The organism is Myxococcus llanfairpwllgwyngyllgogerychwyrndrobwllllantysiliogogogochensis, from assembly GCF_006636215.1.
Classification (GTDB): domain Bacteria; phylum Myxococcota; class Myxococcia; order Myxococcales; family Myxococcaceae; genus Myxococcus; species Myxococcus llanfairpwllgwyngyllgogerychwyrndrobwllllantysiliogogogochensis.
This window is the reverse complement of sequence record NZ_VIFM01000007.1, coordinates 78,859-96,558: the sequence shown is the minus strand read 5'-3', so window position 1 is coordinate 96,558 and position 17,700 is coordinate 78,859. Positions and strand designations below refer to the sequence as shown.

Annotated in this window: 13 protein-coding genes; 9 read left to right on the top strand and 4 right to left on the bottom strand. The window is 69.8% G+C overall.

Annotated features, from left to right (window positions below):
* The coding region (locus FJV41_RS03330) for an AAA family ATPase (RefSeq protein WP_141640928.1) at positions 1-1,031 on the bottom strand (1,031 nt) is incomplete at its 3' end.
* Positions 1,032-1,465: 434 nt separating this feature from the next.
* Between FJV41_RS03330 and FJV41_RS03325 the strand changes: the two genes are divergently transcribed.
* From FJV41_RS03325 to srmL, 5 genes are all read left to right on the top strand, one after another.
* On the top strand, positions 1,466-2,731 hold the full coding sequence (locus FJV41_RS03325) for a heparin lyase I family protein (protein WP_141640927.1): 1,266 nt from the start codon (positions 1,466-1,468) through the stop codon (positions 2,729-2,731).
* A gap of 92 nt (positions 2,732-2,823) precedes the next feature.
* Positions 2,824-3,141 carry an antibiotic biosynthesis monooxygenase gene (locus tag FJV41_RS03320; protein ID WP_141640926.1) on the top strand — a complete coding sequence of 106 codons (318 nt, stop codon included), beginning with the start codon at positions 2,824-2,826 and terminating at the stop codon, positions 3,139-3,141.
* A 1-nt stretch (position 3,142) separates the two neighbouring features.
* A complete protein-coding gene (locus FJV41_RS03315; protein WP_141640925.1) occupies positions 3,143-4,309 on the top strand; it encodes an iron-containing alcohol dehydrogenase in 1,167 nt (388 codons plus the stop codon).
* A 30-nt stretch (positions 4,310-4,339) separates the two neighbouring features.
* Positions 4,340-5,077: a dienelactone hydrolase family protein gene (locus FJV41_RS03310; protein ID WP_141640924.1), complete on the top strand. Its 738-nt coding sequence runs from the start codon at positions 4,340-4,342 to the stop codon at positions 5,075-5,077.
* Between the two features lie 281 nt (positions 5,078-5,358).
* Positions 5,359-6,495: a PheS-related mystery ligase SrmL gene (gene srmL, locus FJV41_RS03305; protein ID WP_141640923.1), complete on the top strand. Its 1,137-nt coding sequence runs from the start codon at positions 5,359-5,361 to the stop codon at positions 6,493-6,495.
* Positions 6,496-6,521: 26 nt separating this feature from the next.
* Here srmL and FJV41_RS03300 read toward each other — a convergent pair whose 3' ends face one another.
* Both FJV41_RS03300 and FJV41_RS03295 read right to left on the bottom strand, forming a co-directional pair.
* Positions 6,522-8,051, bottom strand: a complete 1,530-nt coding sequence (locus tag FJV41_RS03300; RefSeq protein ID WP_141640922.1) for a pyridoxal phosphate-dependent decarboxylase family protein — start codon at positions 8,049-8,051, stop codon at positions 6,522-6,524.
* 15 nt (positions 8,052-8,066) lie between these two features.
* Positions 8,067-9,662 carry a xylulokinase gene (locus FJV41_RS03295; RefSeq protein WP_246136966.1) on the bottom strand — a complete coding sequence of 532 codons (1,596 nt, stop codon included), beginning with the start codon at positions 9,660-9,662 and terminating at the stop codon, positions 8,067-8,069.
* A gap of 168 nt (positions 9,663-9,830) precedes the next feature.
* On the opposite strand from FJV41_RS03295, the gene FJV41_RS03290 reads away from it, so the two are divergent.
* Positions 9,831-11,327, top strand: coding sequence for an ArnT family glycosyltransferase (locus tag FJV41_RS03290; protein ID WP_141640920.1), 1,497 nt, complete (start codon positions 9,831-9,833; stop codon positions 11,325-11,327).
* A 324-nt stretch (positions 11,328-11,651) separates the two neighbouring features.
* Complete coding sequence (locus FJV41_RS03285; RefSeq protein WP_438616728.1) at positions 11,652-15,158, top strand: endopeptidase; 3,507 nt, start codon at positions 11,652-11,654, stop codon at positions 15,156-15,158.
* A 127-nt stretch (positions 15,159-15,285) separates the two neighbouring features.
* On the opposite strand, the gene FJV41_RS03280 is transcribed toward FJV41_RS03285, so the two are convergent.
* Positions 15,286-16,461 carry an AI-2E family transporter gene (locus FJV41_RS03280; protein WP_141640918.1) on the bottom strand — a complete coding sequence of 392 codons (1,176 nt, stop codon included), beginning with the start codon at positions 16,459-16,461 and terminating at the stop codon, positions 15,286-15,288.
* A 314-nt stretch (positions 16,462-16,775) separates the two neighbouring features.
* Between FJV41_RS03280 and FJV41_RS03275 the strand changes: the two genes are divergently transcribed.
* Together FJV41_RS03275 and FJV41_RS03270 are read left to right on the top strand one after the other, a co-directional pair.
* Positions 16,776-17,105: a hypothetical protein gene (locus FJV41_RS03275; RefSeq protein WP_141640917.1), complete on the top strand. Its 330-nt coding sequence runs from the start codon at positions 16,776-16,778 to the stop codon at positions 17,103-17,105.
* A gap of 113 nt (positions 17,106-17,218) precedes the next feature.
* Positions 17,219-17,638 carry a cupin domain-containing protein gene (locus FJV41_RS03270; protein ID WP_141640916.1) on the top strand — a complete coding sequence of 140 codons (420 nt, stop codon included), beginning with the start codon at positions 17,219-17,221 and terminating at the stop codon, positions 17,636-17,638.
* Positions 17,639-17,700: the final 62 nt, after the last annotated feature.

Genomic DNA, 17,700 nt, shown 5'->3' with positions numbered 1-17,700 from the left:
GGCCTCAGCCAGCCCCCCGCCTCCAACCCCGCGAGCGCTCCGAAGCCACCGACGAGCGCCCCCAGTACCGACCGGGGAAAACAGGGCCCCAACACGGCGCTCACGTGCAGCGCTTCGCGCCGGGTGGGTGACAACGCCTCGTGGCGCGCGGCCAGCACCGCCGGGCCCGACGAAGGAAGGGGCACCAGCGGGTGCTCCTCGTGGAACGCGAGCGCATGCAGCAGGTGCAGCGGATGGCCCGCGCCGACGTGGAGCAACGCGTCCCTGGGCCAGCCCGGACGCAGTCGCGTCGCGACCAGCGCCTGGGCATCCTCCGGATTGAGCAGGCCCACCTCCAGCATCTCCGCGGTCGGCGGCACGAGCCCCGGGCCGCCCGTGCGCTCCAGCACGAGCACGAGCACCGGCGCATGTGCCAGGCGCGACACCAGCACCTCGACGAGCGCCCGGCTGAGCGGGTCCGCGTGCTGCCAGTCCTCCAGGATGAGGATGCGTGGCCCCCGGTGCGGCAGCAGCGCGTGGCAGAGCGCATCGAACAGCGCGATGCTCTCCGAGGAGAGGCTCGCGGGGATGCCCTGCCACTCGCGGCCCTCCAGGAAGTGCGCGACGCGCTCCGCCTCCGCGCTCGACATCCTCCCCACGCCCGCCACGGGCCGCAGGCCCCGCGTGGCCTCCAGCAGCTCCAGCAGGGGCCCCGCGGGAGTCCCCGGCAGCGCCAGGCCACTGCCCTCCCAGACCTCGAAGCGATTGGCCGTGAGCGACTCCACCAGCGCGTCCTTCAGGCGCGACTTGCCCATGCCCTCCGCGCCCACCAGCCAGACGGCGCGCCCCAGCCCCCTGCGGGCCTCCTCGGCGCACCACTTCAGCCGCTCCAGCAGCGCGGTCCGCCCCACGAGCGGCGGCTGACAGGCCCCCGTCCCCCACCGGCGAACCCCTTCAGCCAGGGGCACCCGTGACGACACGCGCGGGCAGGTGGACAGGCCAGGGGAAAGTCGTGTCCCGCAGGCCAGGCACACGCCCGAAGACGAGGTCATGAGCACCTCCAGAGCCCGAACCTCTAACGCTCCCGGCCCCCCGCGCCCCTCGCGCCCAGGGGTTGTGCGTGTGTATTGAATTCGCCTGTGGGCCTGCCCTCCAAGCCACCGCACGCCTCCTCGGCGCTTCTGGCGGTGCGCTCAAACCCTCACAATCCGCACCGATCCACCAACAATGACAGACGTTTCCAACCCCACCGCCCCAGCTCTCACCCGCAGTATGCCCCGCCCCGTTTCTTGGGGGGCAGGCAGGCGTGTCGAGAACTGTTGAATACGAAATAAATTTGGTCGATGGTTGTCTCCGTCGCAACGCGGCGAACCCCCGCCGTGACCTTGGAGAACCCCCCCAGCTGAAACCAGGAACCGGCCCGTCGTGAGATGGCCGCCGGACACACTCCCCGTCTGTCTGTTTTTGAATCCCCAGAGGTCCCTACATGAAGAAGTCTCTTCTGCTGGCTGGAGCACTGCTCGGCCTGAGCGCCACCGCTTGTGGTCCCCAGGACGACGTCACCGAGCTGGGCGAGGCCCCCGCCGGGCTGGATGCCACGGAGTACGCCACGTCCGTCTCCGCCGCCGCGCTGACGGCCACGGGCTGTACGCAGCTCACGGCCGCGTCCGTCATCGCCAAGGGTCATGACGGCAACGTGCCGGCCAACACGATGGACGACAAGCTGGGCACCCGCTGGAGCTATCTCGGCAAGGGTGGCTGGATCGACTACGACCTGGGCGCCAGCAAGTCCATCTCCGGCGTCACCATCGCCTGGCACGAAGGCACCACGCGGGCCAACACCTTCACGGTGTCCGTCTCGCCGGATGGCTACACGTATACGCAGGTGTACAGCGGCACGAGCAGAAAGTCGTCCTCCGCGGAGACGTACTCGTTCAGCAAGGTCTCCGCGCGCCGCGTGCGCATCACCTTCATGGGCAACACCATGAACGACTGGGCGTCCATCGCCGAGGCGCGGGCCTGCTCCGCCACGACCACGACGCCGCCCCCGACGACGCCTCCCCCCACGGGCAGCAGCGTGGTGTGGGTGGGTGACTTCGAGACGAACAACATCAGCCAGTGGACGCGAGCGCAGATGGTGAGCGCGGACCGGCTGGCGATGGTGTCCTCGCCGAAGCGCCAGGGTGGCTACGCGCTCAAGGCCACGGTGAAGCGGGGCGACGACCCCATCAACTCCAGCGGCAACCGCAACGAGCTGGTGCGGATGACGCGCGAGCCGTCGGGCTCGGAGTACTACTACCGCTGGAGCACGATGTTCGACTCCACGTTCCCCAACGTGAACACGTGGCAGCTCTTCACCCAGTGGCACCAGGAGAGCGACACCGTGGGCGGCTCACCTCCGGTGGAGTTCTACGTCTACGGCAACGAGGTCCGCCTCAACATCGGCGGCAACCCGGGCACCATCGTCTGGCGCGCCCCGCTGACGCGCGGCAAGTGGATGGACTTCATCTTCCACGTGCGCTGGTCCGCGGACTCGAAGGTGGGCTTCGTGGAGCTGTACCTCGACGGCAAGCTGGTGATGCCCAAGCGCTACATCGCGACCCAGTACTCGGGCCAGGTCAACTACCTGAAGATTGGCCTGTACCGGAATGACACCATCACCCAGACGGGCATCGTCTACCACGACGGCTGGCTGATGGCCCGGAAGCTCGAGGACGTGCTCAACCCCACGGCGGTCATCAAGGCCCCGTAGGCACGCCACGGCTGTACGGCACCCCACACCGTGCCCTCATCCGGGCCGGGGTCGCGTCCCCACGCGGCCTCGGCCCGGAGTAGTTTCCGGACATGCCCAACAGCCTGCGCGTCGTCCATGTCCAGGTCCACGTCAAGCCGGAGCACGTGGACGCCTTCCGCGAAGCCACCCTCGCCAACGCGCGAGCGAGCGCCCAGGAGCCCGGCATCGCCCGCTTCGACGTCATCCAGGACGCCGACGACGCGACGCGCTTCGTGCTCGTGGAGGTCTACCGGACGGCCCAGGCTCCCGCCGAACACAAGGAGACGGCCCACTACCTCACCTGGCGCGACACCGTGGCGCCGATGATGGCGGAGCCGCGCGCCAGCCGGAAGTTCGTCAACCTGTTCCCCGAAGACGCCGGGTGGTGACGTGAGTCCCACGGCCTTCGAGTTCGCCACCGCGACACGCATCGTCTTCGGCCCGGGCCGGCTGTCCGAGGCCCCCGAAATGGTGCGCTCGCTCGGCGGTCAGCGGGTGTTGCTCGTCACCGGGAAGGCCCCCGCGCGAGCGCGCGGCCTGAGGGCGTCGCTGGAGGCGCTCGGCCTCGCCGTGGAGTCGTTCGCCGTGGAGGGCGAGCCCACGGTGGAGCTCGTGCGCCAGGGCCTGGGCGTCCTCGGGGAGGCGCGCTGTGACGTCGTCGTGGCGATGGGCGGAGGCAGCGCGCTCGACGCGGGCAAGGCGCTCGCCGCGCTGGCGACACAGGGGGGAGATCCTCTCGACTATCTGGAGGTCATCGGGCGGGGCCAGCCGCTCACCCAGGCGTCGCTGCCCTTCGTGGCCATTCCCACCACGGCGGGCACCGGTTCGGAGGTGACGCGCAACGCGGTGCTGGGCTCGAAGCAGGCCCAGGTGAAGGCGAGCCTGCGCGGGCCACAGCTGCTGCCGCGCGTGGCGCTCGTGGACCCGGACCTGCTCATCGGCGCGCCGCCCGCCGTCCTGGCCTCCAGCGGCATGGATGCGCTGTCCCAGCTCATCGAGCCCTTCCTCTCCGCGCGCGCCAACCCCCTCACCGACGCCCTGGCACGCGAGGGCCTGCGCCGCTCCGCGCGCTCGCTGCGTCGAGCCGTCCTGACGGAGCCGGACGCGGAGGCGCGCGAGGACCTGGCGCTGGCCAGCCTCTTCGGCGGCCTGTGCCTGGCGAACTCCGGGCTGGGCGCGGTGCACGGCTTCGCGGCGCCAGTGGGCGGCATGTTCGACGCGCCCCATGGCGCCGTCTGCGCGGCCCTGCTTCCCGCCGTGCTCGACGTCAACCTGCGCGCCCTTCGCGCTCGCGCACCGGAGCACCCCTCCCTGCTCCGCTTCCGTGAGCTGGCCGCGATGCTCATCGGCCGGCCCGATGCTCGCGAGGAGGACGCCCTCGCGTGGGTGGAGTCGCTGCGCGCCGAGCTCCAGATTCCCGGCCTCGCCACCTACGGGCTGACGCCCGCGCGACTGCCAGAGTTGGTGACGAAAGCGCGCGCCGCGAGCAGCATGAAGGCCAATCCGTTGACGCTCACCGAGGCGGAGCTGACGGAGATCGCCACCCGGTCCCTGTAGCGAGCCGCCCCACACCTTCGAGGTATGCCCATGGAAGACATCGAGCTTCAGACCCGTGATGGAGCGATGGACGCGAAGCTGTTCCAGCCGGAGGGGCGCGGCCCGTGGCCCGCCGTCATCCTGCTGACGGACGCGCTGGGCATCCGCCCCGCCTTCGAGCACATGGCCCAACGACTTGCGGACGGCGGCTACGTCGTCCTGCTGCCGAACGTCTTCTACCGCGAGGGCCGCGCCGCGAGCCTCGACCTGAACGGCACTTTCGCGGACGAGGCGTTCCGCAAGCGCATCTACGCGCTCATCGCGACCCTGACGCCGGAGCGGCTGCGCGACGACGGCGCGGCACAGCTCGACTTCCTCTCGCGACTGCCCCAGGTGCGGGGCCCCAAGGTCGGCGTGGCCGGCTACTGCATGAGTGGCTCCATCGCCGTGCGCCTGGCCGCGGACTTTCCGGACACCGTCGCCGCGGCGGTGTCCAACCATGGAGGCCGGCTGGCGACGGAGTCCCCGGACAGCGCCCACCTGCGCGTGGGTGACGTTCGCGGCGAGCTCGTGTTCGGCCACGCGGACCAGGACAGCTCCATGCCGGCCGACGCAATCCTTCGGCTGGAGACGGCACTGAAGAACGCGGGCGTCCGACACCAGTCCCGACTCCGCGTCGGCGCCCGACACGGCTATGCGGTGGACGGCTCCGCCACCTACGACAAGGACGCCGCCGAGCAACACTGGCGCGAGCTGTTCGACGTATTCGGCCGCACCCTCTCGACCTGAGGACGTGTCAGGGCCCTGGCTTGCATTTGAAAGCGGCCGGCGTTATTCGTAGCGACATGGTTCTGGTCGTCAGTGCTCGTCGATTTAGCAGCCCCCCGGCTCCCTTTGGGTGTCGGGAGGCCGTGTCGCACTGAGCGCACGAACCTCTCGTTGGTGAAACGCCGTCAGGCGCGACGCCCACCCGGAGCCGCCGGGGGGGCATCCGAGGCCGGCGGCGCCTGGCGGACTTCTCGCTCGGCGTGCCGGAGACCCTGCGTTTCCACCGCTTCCGAGAGGTTTCCATGTCGTCCCCTTCCGTCTCCATCCTCAGCGCCGAGGAGCTTCGGCGCGCGCTCTCCGTTCGTGACCTGACCGACCCTGCTTCCGGCCCGCATGCCCTGCAACGGCTGGTGGCCTCCGCGCTGGACGCCCTGCGCTCCGCCTGGGGCTGCGACGTCCTCATCCACCGACAGAGCCCCGTCGTCTCCATCGCCGACAACTACGACCGGCTCCACTACCCACCGGGCGGCGTGGCCCGGGACGCGCGCTACACGCGGTATGTCTGTGACACGGCCCTCTTGCGCTCACAGACGTCCGCCATGATTCCGGCCGTGCTGCGCAAGCTCGCGGCGTCCCCACCCGAGGACGTGCTGCTGGCCTGTCCGGGCCTCGTCTACCGCCGCGACTGCATCGACCGGTTGCACACCGGCGAGCCGCACCAGATGGACCTCTGGCGCGTGCGACGAGGACCGCCCCTCACCTCCGCGGACCTGCGACAGATGATTCACACCGTGGTGGGCGCGCTGCTGCCCGGGCGCGAGGTGCGGCTCACCGACGCCGTGCATCCGTACACGACGGACGGGCTCCAGGTGGATGTTCGCGAGGGCGAGGAGTGGGTGGAGATTGGCGAGTGCGGCCTGGCGCTGCCAGCGCTGCTCGCGGAGAGCGGCCTGGAGGCGGGCCCCGTCACCGGGCTCGCCATGGGCCTGGGGTTGGACCGCATCCTGATGTTGCGCAAGGGCCTGGATGACATCCGGCTCTTGCGCTCCACGGACGCGCGCATCTCCGCCCAGTTGTTGGACCTGGAACCCTACCGTCCGGTGTCGCTGATGCCGGCGGTGCGCAGGGACATGTCGCTCGTCATCGACGAAGGCCGGACGTCCGAGGAGCTGGGGGACGCGGTGCGCGCCGCGCTCGGCGAGCGGGCGGAGCTGGTGGAGAGCGTGGAGGTGGTGACGGAGACTCCGTACTCCGCGCTCCCTCCCAGCGCAGTGAAGCGCCTGGCCCTCCGTCCGGACCAGAAGAACGTGCTGCTGCGGGTGGTGCTGCGCGCGTTGGAGCGCACGCTGACGCATGACGAGTGCAACGTCCTGCGCGATGACATCTACGCGGCGCTGCACCAGGGCACGACATGGGAGTGGGCCGCGCGACCGCACTGAAGGCCGCGCGGCGGAGGGCCGGACGCTCAGACCTTGTAGAGCAGGTCCATGTACTTCTTGAGCAAGTCGCTCACCAGGCCCCTGAAGGGGACGGCGGCCGCCATGCCGTAGACGGGCGCCATCGTCCCCTTCTCGCCCGGGTGGGCCTTCACGTGCTCCACCGCCTCGCGCAGGTCCGCGAGGAAGCGCTCGGCCACGCCCGCCTGCGCGTGCCGCAAGGTGACACAGAGGTGCACGGCCGCGGGCTTGTGCAGGCCGTTGAGGCTCCACCCGCGCTCGCCCATCCGCTCCATCACCTTGAAGATGTCCAGCGTCTCCGAGCCGAAGGCGATGACGAACAGCGGGTCTCCCAGCACATGCAGCTCGGGGACGGAGCGGATGCCCTGCTTCAGGGTGTCCGCCGTCTCCAGGATGCGGCGCGTGGCCTCCATGTAGCCCTGCTCGCCCATGCTCACCAGCGACGCCCAGGCCACGGCGATGAGGGCGCCGGGGCGGCTGCCGGAGAAGGTGGGCGAGAAGTAGATGCCCCCGGGCCACTCGGTGGCCGTGAAGTACTGGTGCGAGCGCAGCGCCGTGCCCCGGTACAGCACCACCGACGAGCCCTTCGCCGCGTACCCGAACTTGTGCGTGTCCACGGACATGGACGTCACGCCCGGCAGCCGGAAGTCGAAGGGCGGCACCTGACGCCCCAGCGCGCGCGCGAAGGGCAGCACGAAGCCGCCCAGGCACGCGTCCGTGTGGAAGCCCAGGCGCTTCTTGCGCGCCAGCTCCGACAGCTCGGAGATGGGGTCGATGACGCCGTGGGGAAAGCCCGGCGCGGAGCCGATGAGGAGGATGGTGTTGCGGTTGAGGGCCTTGCGCGTCGCCGCCACGTCCGCGCGGTAGTCCGGCCCCACCGGCACGCGCACCATCTTCACGCCGAAGTAGTGCGCCGCCTTGTCGAAGGCCGGGTGCGCGCTGGAGGGCGCCACCATCTCCGGCTTCGTGATTCCCTTCGTCTCCCGGGCCCAGTCCCGGTACGTCTTCACCGCGAGCATGATGCTCTCGGTGCCACCCGAGGACATGGAGCCGCAGACGTGCTCGTCGGGCACGCGGCCCGCGTTGGCGGCATCGGCGCCCAGCATGCTCGCCGCCATGGCCACGACCTCCGCCTCGAACTTGGTGGCGCTGGGCCACAGGTCCGCGTGCAGCGGGTTGCTCTGCGAGTGCAGGGCGTAGACGCGGTTGAGGAAGTCGATGTGCTCCTGGTCACCGTTGTAGACGGCACCGGACACCTTGCCCTCCCGCCAGCGCTCCTCCTCCTGGGCCTCCAGCGCCTGGAGCTCGCGCAGCACCTCCTCGCGAGAGCGGCCCGTCACCGGCAGGCGCCCGAAGGCCGTCATCTTCCCCCGGTAGGGCTTGAGGCTCCCCTCCAGCTCGGACAGCAGCGTGTCGGTCTCCTTCGACAACAAGTCCCGCACCAGCGGCACGGCCTTGAGGTAGCGCTCGGCCGCCGACAGCAACCGGGGCGGGACGTGGTTCAGCAGCTTGAGCGACTTCGGGTCTGGCAGGGCCATCTTCACTCCTTGGCGTCAGGCGCTCCGGGCGCGATTGAGGCGCGCGAAGATGGCCTTGTTGCTCTTGTAGAGATTGACGAACTCGCGGAACAACTCGTCGTACATCGCCCGGTTGGCCGGGTCGGGCTCGAAGGTGCGAGCGATGGGGACGAGCGACGGAATCTCCTCCACCGTCAGCTCGCCCAGCGCCACCGCCGCCTGGAACGCGGCCCCGCGCGCGTTGGCGAGCACCGGCTCGTCCACCTGCTGAATCACCCGGTCCAACACGTCCGCGTGAATCTGGCACCACAGCGCGGACCTGGCGCCGCCACCGATGATGCGCAGCGAGTCCAGCCTCCGGCCGACGAACTGCTCCACGTAGGTGAACAGCCAGCGCGAGTTGTAGGCCACACCCTCCATCACCGCCCGCACCAGGTGCGCGCGGGTCGTCTTGAGGGATTGGTTGAAGAAGCCCCCGCGCAGGGACTTGTCATCCACGGGGCTCCGCTCCCCGTTGAGCCAGGGCATGAAGATGAGCTTGTCGCTGCCCGCGGGCACCTTCCCCGCCTCGCGCTCCATCAGCCGGTACACCTCCGCGGAGTCCTCTTCCGCTCCGGGCCCGCCCCCCTGGCCATACAGGATGTTGTCCTTGAGGAAGGTGAGGCAGATGCCGGCGGACTCCTGCTCGTTGGCCAGCAGATAGCGCCCCGGCAGCGCGGAGGGGACGGAGGCCATCTGATGGAACAGGTCCGACTTCTTGTAGGGCACGTGGCAGCACAGCCAGGACGACGTGCCCACGCATAGGTGCGCCTCGTGGTCTCTCACCGCGCCGGAGCCCACCGCCGCCGCGAGGATGTCCGGCGCGCCCGTCACCACGCGCACGTCTTCGCTCAGCCCCAGCTCGTTCGCGGCCCGGGCGCTCAGCGGCCCCAGCACGCTCGCCGCGGGCACCAGGTCCGGCAGCTTGTCGCGGTGCAGGCCCACCATCTTCAAGAGCCGCTCGTCGTAGACGATGCGGTTCAGCGCGCGGTTGTCCGTCACCCAGTGCAGGGTGATGGAGTCGAACGACGCCGCGAAGCGTCCGCTCAGCCGCAGGTTGAGCCAGTCCTTGGGCTCCAGGAACTTGTAGGCGTCGCGGTAGATGTCGGGGTGCTCGGCCTGGAGGTAGAGGATGTGGCCCACCGGGTCCTTGCCGGAGAGGCTGGGCACCCCGCCCGTCAGGCGAATCCACGTCAACAGCCGCGCCGCGCCGTAGCCTTCGATGGGAATGAGCCCCCCGGCCACGCGCCGGACGTGGGGGGCGCCGCGCGAGTCCATCCAGATGAGCGCCGGACGCAGGGGCTTGCCTTGCGCGTCCACGGCCACGGTGCCGGACCACTGGGAGCTGCAGTTGACGCTGACGATGTCGCGCGCGGCCACCCGCCCCGAAGCCAGCAGGCGACGCGTGCCCCGGACGACGGCGCTCCACCACGCCTCCGGGTCCTGCTCCGCGCCTCCGTCGGGCAGGAGGTCGAGCGCCAGCGGCTCCACCTCGCCGCCGAGAATCCTTCCGCGAAGGGTGACGACGGCCAGCTTCACGGCCGAGGTGCCCAGGTCGATGGCCAGGATGGACTTCTCGCCTGCTTGGGACACTCGGCCCTCCGAGCCGGACTGCGTGATGCCGCCAACGCCGCGGCGCCGGGACTCTAGAAAGCGCGTCGCGCATCCCGCCATCCACAACTCACGGCAAGGGCGCTTTTCTGAACGCCCGGGCCCCGCGCGCGCCCGAGGTGCTAGCCTGCGCCGATTCCTGGGGGTGGCATGCGCCGGTTCTTCGTCAGCGCGCGGGAGCTGTGGCAACGGCACCCGGTGGCGCTCGGTCTCTCGGTGACCTTCACGCTCAGCCTGCTGCTGCGCTGGCTGTATCTGCAGTCCGCGCCGGACCGCGCGTGGCCCTTCTCCATCTTCTTCTACGGGGACGCGCGCTTCTTCCACACGTACGCGCTGGAGCACGTGCGCGGCACGGAAGGCCCCGCCACCCTGCCCTACCATCCGCCCCTGTTCCCCTGGCTCCTCGGAGTGCTGTACCGCGTGCTGGGGGAGCCCCAGGGCAATGCCTATCCATACAAGCTGTGCCTCGCCGCGCTGAGCGCGGCCACGGTGGCGCTGTCCTGGGCCTGGTGGCGCAAGCTGCTGGGCACCGCGTGGAGTCTGGTGGGCGCGGCCCTCTTCGCCTCCAGCTTCGGCTGGCTGGTGCTCTCCACGACGTACAGCAACGAGGTCCTCTACGCCTTCTTCCTGTCCGCCACGCTCGCGCTCGTCCTGCGGCACAAGGCGGGGCCGACCTGGGGCGGCGCCGCGCTCCTGGGCCTCGTCATGGGCCTGGGCTCGCTCACCCGCGCCGAGCACCTCTACCTGTGGCCCTTCCTGCTCGCGTGGGCCTGGCTCTACCGGGGCTCGACGCCGCTGCCCGCGCTCGCCATCCGCTGGGGCGCCGCGGTGCTCGTCTGTGGACTGGTGCTCGCGCCGTGGACCGTGCGCAACGCGAAGGTGCTCGGAGAGCTGAACGCGAACACGCCGACGCTGGAGCCGCTGCCGGTGCTCGCGCCCGTCACCGCCTATGGCCCCATCAACTTCGCCATGGCGAACCACGCGCGCGCCACCGGCGGCTTCACTCCGGACTCCGTCAATCAGCTCGGCCAGGAAGGCCACCTGGACGTGGCCAATCCCGCGCAGCGCAAGCTCTTGCTGCATGGCTATGCGGTGGGCCTGGAGTGGATGCGCGAGCACCCCGCGGACGCCGCGCGCCTCTGGAGCACCAAGCTGTCGCGCTGGCTGGACGGCCTGAGCCTGGGGCTGGGCGCCTCCAACCTCCCCTCCGGCCTGAGCGGCGCGCGCGCCCCGGTGGACCTCTTCGTCCCCGAGGGCACGTCGCTGAAGTGGCCGCTGCTCGTGCTGCTCGTCGCGGGCGCCGCGCTGTCCCTCACCCGCCCCTGGCGCGAACTCAGCCTGCTCACGCTGGTCGTCCTGCACCGCGCGCTCATCACCGTCGCCTTCTTCGGCTACACGCGCGGCCTGCTCACCATCTTCCCCGCACTGGTTCCGCTGCTGCTGCTGCCCCTCGTCGTCCTCACCGCGCGCCGCCCCGCACTGGCCACGCGCGTGCCCGCACTCGTGGTGGCCCTGCTGCTGCTGTTGTGGGTGGAGGCCGGCGCGCTGGCGCTCGGCGCGCCTCGAGGCTTCATGGCCAGCGGAAGCACGGACAGGACCAGCGGCAAGCTCATCCAGGATGACTGGGTGCGCATCTGGCCCCGCTAGCCCGCAACACCCTGTCAATAAAATTTTGGTGGCAGTGGCACACTTCCGCGCTTAGAGCCATAGCGGGATTTACTTACAGTGCGTTATGGCGTCGGCCAGTGAACACTTCGCGGCCTTGTTTTTCCTGGGGATCCAGTTTCGATTGGTAGCCGGGGAATAAGGCATATTCATTTTTTGGTGAGGCATCAGTAAGGCGTCTGCGGGCTCCGTCTTGGAGCCACCTCGGGTCCGCCCCTCGGGACCCCCTTAGAGGAGAACCGCATGCGCCACACCAAGGTGTCAGCAGCATGTCTTGCCTTGCTCATGTCAGCGACGAGCTGGGCGGTGCAACCCCCCGAACAGGGGCAGAGCGCCATCGCCAGCAAGGCGTTCTACAAGCCCGAGTTCTACCTGCCCATCCAGAACACACCGCTGGAGCAGGCGATGCGGACCATGGCCAAGGACACGGCCACGGGCTGGGATGACTTCTTCGCCCGCAACGGGAAGGACTTCCGCGTCCACATCGACCCTCGCACCGGCACCCCGTCGGGCATCGAGGGCTCCATTCCCCTCATCCCCGGCAAGGGCTTCCGTAACAACGTGACGCTGGACGGCGTGCGTGAGTCCATTGGCCGCTCCGTGGCGGCCGTGGACGAGTCCGTCATCGGCGACCTGGTCTTCAAGTTCATCGCGGACAACCAGGCCGCGTTCAACATCGACCTGATGCAGTTGGGCTCGCCCCGCATCACGGCGGTCAACGAGAACCTGTGGCAGGTCCACATCCAGCAGGTGGTCAATGGCCTGCCGGTGCGCCACGCGCGCATCGCCGCCACCATCAGCCACGGCAACCTCATCCTCATCGGCACCGAGGCGTGGGCCAACGTGGGCATCGACACGCGCCCAGCGCTCGCGCCGAACGACGCGCTGGTCGCGGGCAACGGCTTCGTCGGCCTGAACGCCAGCCCGCAGCAGCTCTGGCAGCAGCCCACGCTGGAGGTCGCCCCCATGGCGCCCCAGGGTGAGTCCTTTGCCGGCGCCGTGGGGACCGGCTACGAGCATCGCCTGGTCTACGCCTACGGCTTCCAGGACCCGGACGCCCACCAGCGCTGGAAGGTGACGGTGGATGCGCACTCCGGCGAGACGCTCGCCATCGAGGACGACAACCACTACTTCGACGCGCAGATCCAGGGCGGCATCTACCCGTCCACGAACATCGGCACCTGCGTGGACAACACGGTGTGCGGCACGATGAAGCCCAACTCGCCCATGCCCTGGGCGAACACGGGCCTGGCCTCGCCCAACAACTTCACGGATGGCGCGGGCATCTTCGCCTATAGCACTGGCACCGCCGCCACCACGCTGTCCGGCCGCTACGTCCGCGTGGCGGACACCTGCGGCGCGATCAACGTCAGCTCCACCACGGGCAACATCGCCATGGGCGGCGCGAACAACGACCACGACTGCATCACCGGCCAGGCGGGCAACTCCCCCGCGTCGCGCTCCAGCTTCTACGAGCTGAACAAGCTGGCCGAGCAGGCCCGCGGCTACCTGCCGGGCAACACCTGGCTGTCCACGCAGCTGCTGGCGAACGTCAACATCAACAGCACCTGCAACGCCTTCTGGAACGGCACGTCGGTCAACTTCTACCGCAGCGGCGGTGGCTGCCGGAACACCGGTGAGATTGGCGCCGTGTTCGACCACGAGTGGGGCCATGGCATGGATGACTTCGACTCGAACGGCGTGCTGTCGAACTCCAGCGAAGGCTACGCGGACATCGCGGCCATCTATCGTCTGCAGACGTCCTGCGTGGGCTACGGCTTCTTCCAGACCGGCAGCCGTGGCTGCGGTGTGACGCCGGACGGCACGGGGCAGAACCAGAACGAGTCGCAGGTCGGCACGCCGTGGTGCAACACCCGGTGCTCCGGCGTGCGTGACGCGGACTGGCAGGCGGCCACCTACGGCGGCGTGCCCGCGCCCCCGGCCACCCCGCAGAACTTCGTGTGCCCCAACTGCAGCTCCGGCACGGGCCCGTGCAGCCGTCAGGTTCACTGCGCCGCCTCGCCTGCCCGTCAGGCCGCCTGGGACCTGGTCAAGATCGACCTGGCTGGCGCGCCGTTCAACTACGACTCCAACACGGCGTTCATCGTCGGCAACAAGCTGTTCTACCAGGGCAGCGGCAACGTCGGCGCGTGGCACTCCTGTAACTGCACCGGCGGCACGTCCGACGGCTGCGGCTCCACCAACGGCTACATGCAGTGGCTGGCGGCGGACGACGACAACGGCAACCTGGCGGACGGCACGCCGCACATGACGGCCATCCACGCCGCGTTCAACCGTCACAACATCGCCTGTAACACCACCCCCCCGGTGAACTCGGGTTGTTCGGCCGGCCCCACCGCGGCGCCCACGCACACCGCCACCCCGGGTGACGGTCAGATTGCCCTGAACTGGACGGCCTCCGCTGGCGCCAGCGAGTACTGGGTGATGAAGACCGAGGGCATGGGCTGCAACTTCGGCAAGGCGAAGGTCGCCACCGTCACGGGCACCACGTACACGGACTCCGAGGTCGCCAACGGCCGCGAGTACTGCTACTCCATCGTCCCTGCGTCCTCGAACGCGTGCTACGGCGCGGCGAGCGCGTGCTCGTGCGCCACGCCGGCCTGCACCGCGCCGGGCCTCGCCACCCTGTCCACCCCCAGCAACGGTGCCACCGGCGCGGAGCTGGCCGCGGTGCTCGACTGGGCGGACGTGTCGGGTGCCTCCACCTACGAGGTCCAGGTGTCCACCGACCCGACGTTCGCGACGGTGACGGCCTCGGCCAACTCGCTGGTCTCCAGCACGTGGACGGTGTCCCCGGCGCTGAACGTCAACACCACCTACTACTGGCGCGTGCGGGCGAACAACTCGTGCGGCGGCGTGGGGGCCTGGTCCACCGCGTTCAGCTACACCACGCGCGGCTGCACGACGCTGTCGGCTCCGACGCTCGCGTCTCCGGCGGACGGCGCCACGGGCGTCGCGACGTCGGCGGCGCTGGACTGGTCCGACGTGCCGAGCGCGGCCAACTACGTGGTCGAAGTGGCCTCTGATTCGGCGTTCACCAACATCGTCCGGACGGGCACCGCCCTGTCGGCCAGCAACTGGACGGTGACTCCGGCTCTGACGAGCGCCACCACGTACTACTGGCGGGCCCGCGCGGCGGATGTCTGCGGTGCCAGCCCCAACAGCACCGTGCGGAGCTTCACCACCAGCACGGTCTGCACGCCCGCGCTGGCCACTTTCAACACCACGCTCCAGGCTCCGACCTGCGGCAACGTGTGCGGTTGCGACACCGGCACCACGCTGGTCAACGGCCGCGGCACGCTGTCTGGCGGCATTGAGCAGAACCAGCCGAACACCATCAACGACTCGTGCGCGGACGGCGTCTCCGGCGTCTACCACACCGACGAGAGCATCGACCGGGTGGTCATCAAGACGACGGACCAGGGCGCGTTCGCCACGGGCAAGCAGGTGACGGTGGAAGTCACCGTGTGGTGCTGGGGGACGACGGACTTCTTCGACCTCTACTACACGACGAACGCGTCGGCTCCGTCCTGGACGGCGCTGACCACCAACGTGGCCTGCACCGCGGGGGGCGTCGCGAGGACCTTCACCCACACGTTCAACCTGGGTGCCACGGCGGGCACGCACGCCATCCGTCCGCAGTTCCGCTTCAACGGGACGGCGAGCGCGTGCACCAGCGGCTCCTACAACGACCGCGACGACCTGGTGTTCTCGGTCGGCACGTCCGTGGCCGCGGCGGACAGCGGCAAGTCCGTCACGTCGCAGGGCCGCTCGGCCCCCGCGGGCCGCTGAAGCCTGGCGCCACGCCTCCGACGCTTCCCGGGTCGGAGGTGCGGCGCTGACGTCAACCTGAGCTGAACGAGGAGGGCTTCCGGGACACACTCCGGGAGCCCTTCTTCACGTCCGGGCGCCACGCCGCTCAATGGCGGTCGCCCTCCGAAGGCGGCCCCCCGTGCTCGGGCGTGTCGTCCATGGGGCCCGCGAACAGCAGCCCCTCTTCCACCGCGCCCCGCCCCGCCTGTCGCCGGGCATTCTCGCGGCGGTGGACGCGCCTCCAGTTCAGTTGCCGCGCCCGGAGCAGCTCCTGGACGAGCACCTGCGCGGCGGCGGCCAGGGGCACGGCGACGACCGCGCCCAGGAGGCCCGCGAGCGCGCCGCCGCAGAGCACGACGATGGAGATGAGCAGCGGGTTCATCCGGATGGCCCGGCGCTGCACCATGGGGCCCAGCACGTTGGACTCAATCTGCTGGTAGACCATGAAGACGACCAGCGCGATGACGGCCGCGCGCAGCCCCACGGTGGCCAGCGTCGTGAGGCTCACCAGCACGGCGCTGATGACACTGCCGATGTAGGGGATGACCCCCAGCACCATCACCGCCAGCCCCAAGGCCAGGAAGAAGGGCACGCCCTGGACGAGCGCGACGGTGGCGGCCACGGTGCCGCCGATGGTCATCACCAGCAGCGTGCCGGCGACGTAGTTGCTCACCGCGGCGCGCATGCGCTCCACCAGCCCGCGCACGTGGTGCCTCCGGCGTGGCACCACCCACTGGAGGATGCTCTCGTAGAGTTCCTTGCCGAACAGCAGGCTGAAGACGGAGAGGGCCACCACGGTGATGCCCGCCGCCAGCAGTCCCAGGGTGGAGGAGAGGACCCCGACGGCGCGACCCGCCAGGTCCATCGGCTCGAAGCGCAGCAGCTCCTCGGGTTGCAGCTCGAAGCCGTAGCGCGCTCCCAGCTCCCGCACCCATTGGGATTCGGAGAGCCGCTCCAACAGCCCCGGCATCGCCTGGACCAGTCCTTCAATCTGCTGGACGAGCGCGGGCACCAACGTGCCCACCAGCACGCCCACCAACCCCAGGAGCACCAGCGCCACCACTGCCACGCCCAACCCGCGCTTCAGGCCCCACCGCTCCAGGCGGCGTACCAGCGGATCCAGCGCGAGGGAGAGCAGCAGCACGACGGCCAGGAGCGTGAACAGCGGATACAGCCGCCGGAGCACCAGCCAGCAGATCGCCAGGAGCAGCACCTGCAGCCCCACGGCCCACACCGTGCGGGCGGGGACGTAGACCGGCAGCTGGCGACTGGAGTCCTTCATGAGCGACAAGGTAGGAAGTGATGCGCCGCCAGTCAGGCCCCCTCGCGTGCGAGCCTGACAAGCTCCGCACCTGAGAGCGGCCTGTCGGGCGCGCGGCGGATGGCCGTCCCCCCGTGGGGCAGCCGAGCGACCAGGCCCCTCTGTGCCAGCTGACTCCACGGGGCGGGCAGCGGCGCTCCGAATCGAACCCGTGCGATGGGGGTGCAGGCACCCCACCCTTTTGTTCGACGAGGTGGGGACACAACTGGACCACGCCCTTGTCCGATAATCTTCAAGCAGGTCTGGAATCGCCACGCCACGAGGAGGGCGACACGATGTGGATTGAAGCCATCGTCATGCCCCGGGAGCAGCCCACTGCGTCCCGGCCGTCCTCTCGCCAGGGTGGCAAGCGACCAGCCGCGTCCGCGCCCGCCAGGAGTCGGGCGGCGGTGGATCGGCAAGCGGGCGAGGAGAGCCAGCAGTTCCGCGACACGGTGCTGGGCTTCCTGCGGGCGCGGGAGTTGATGAGCGCCGTGCGCTGGGTAAGCGAGCCGGGGTTGTTTCCCCTGGTGACGCTGCACTGCACGCGCGGCGTGCTGGAGCAACTTCGCAAGGAGCCGGGGTTCGAGGCGGGGTTGTCCATGCCGCTGGAGTTGATGACCTGAGCACTGACGTCCGCCGGGAACGTCCCTAGGTTTCCCTTGGGAAACATGGGCGGGCCCGGGGCGTGTGGGGCGTGCGGCGCTCCTCCCTCCTCTGGCTCGCGGAGGGAAACATCATGAGCGAGTTCATCATCAAGCGATTCTCGACACCCGATGAGCGCCGGCCGTTCGAGGCGCACGGGCATGCGGACGTTCTCCAGTTCGACGGAGGGCGCACGGTGGGGATGGGCGTCTTCGAGCCCGGTTGGAAGTGGTCCCAGGACGTCAAGCCCATCGCTGGCACGGAGAGCTGCCAGGTGGCCCACTCCATCTACGTCGTCAGCGGAAGGATGGTGGTGAAGATGGACGACGGCGACGAGAACGAGATGGGGCCTGGGGACGTGGCCATCATCCCACCGGGGCACGACGCGTGGGTCATCGGCAACGAGCCCTGCCTCTGCGTCGACTTCGAGGGCATGGCGGAGTACGCGCAGCGAGAGGCCACGAAGTCGACCCGGTCCGGCATGACGCCCGAATCGGCGCCTGGCCTGCACTGAGTGAAGGGACTCGGAGGGCGCACGCACGGCACCTGGTGCCTGGGCCCTCCGCGCGAAGGAAG

What these genes read in the sequence shown, in the direction of transcription:
- FJV41_RS03310 (WP_141640924.1), top strand. Translation starts at nt 4,340, where the DNA reads ATGGAAGACATCGAGCTTCAGACCCGTGATGGAGCGATGGACGCGAAG.
- FJV41_RS03300 (WP_141640922.1), bottom strand. Translation starts at nt 8,051, where the DNA reads ATGGCCCTGCCAGACCCGAAGTCGCTCAAGCTGCTGAACCACGTCCCG.
- FJV41_RS03275 (WP_141640917.1), top strand. Translation starts at nt 16,776, where the DNA reads ATGTGGATTGAAGCCATCGTCATGCCCCGGGAGCAGCCCACTGCGTCC.
- FJV41_RS03270 (WP_141640916.1), top strand. Translation starts at nt 17,219, where the DNA reads ATGAGCGAGTTCATCATCAAGCGATTCTCGACACCCGATGAGCGCCGG.
- srmL (WP_141640923.1), top strand. Translation starts at nt 5,359, where the DNA reads ATGTCGTCCCCTTCCGTCTCCATCCTCAGCGCCGAGGAGCTTCGGCGC.
- FJV41_RS03320 (WP_141640926.1), top strand. Translation starts at nt 2,824, where the DNA reads ATGCCCAACAGCCTGCGCGTCGTCCATGTCCAGGTCCACGTCAAGCCG.
- FJV41_RS03325 (WP_141640927.1), top strand. Translation starts at nt 1,466, where the DNA reads ATGAAGAAGTCTCTTCTGCTGGCTGGAGCACTGCTCGGCCTGAGCGCC.
- FJV41_RS03290 (WP_141640920.1), top strand. Translation starts at nt 9,831, where the DNA reads ATGCGCCGGTTCTTCGTCAGCGCGCGGGAGCTGTGGCAACGGCACCCG.
- FJV41_RS03280 (WP_141640918.1), bottom strand. Translation starts at nt 16,461, where the DNA reads ATGAAGGACTCCAGTCGCCAGCTGCCGGTCTACGTCCCCGCCCGCACG.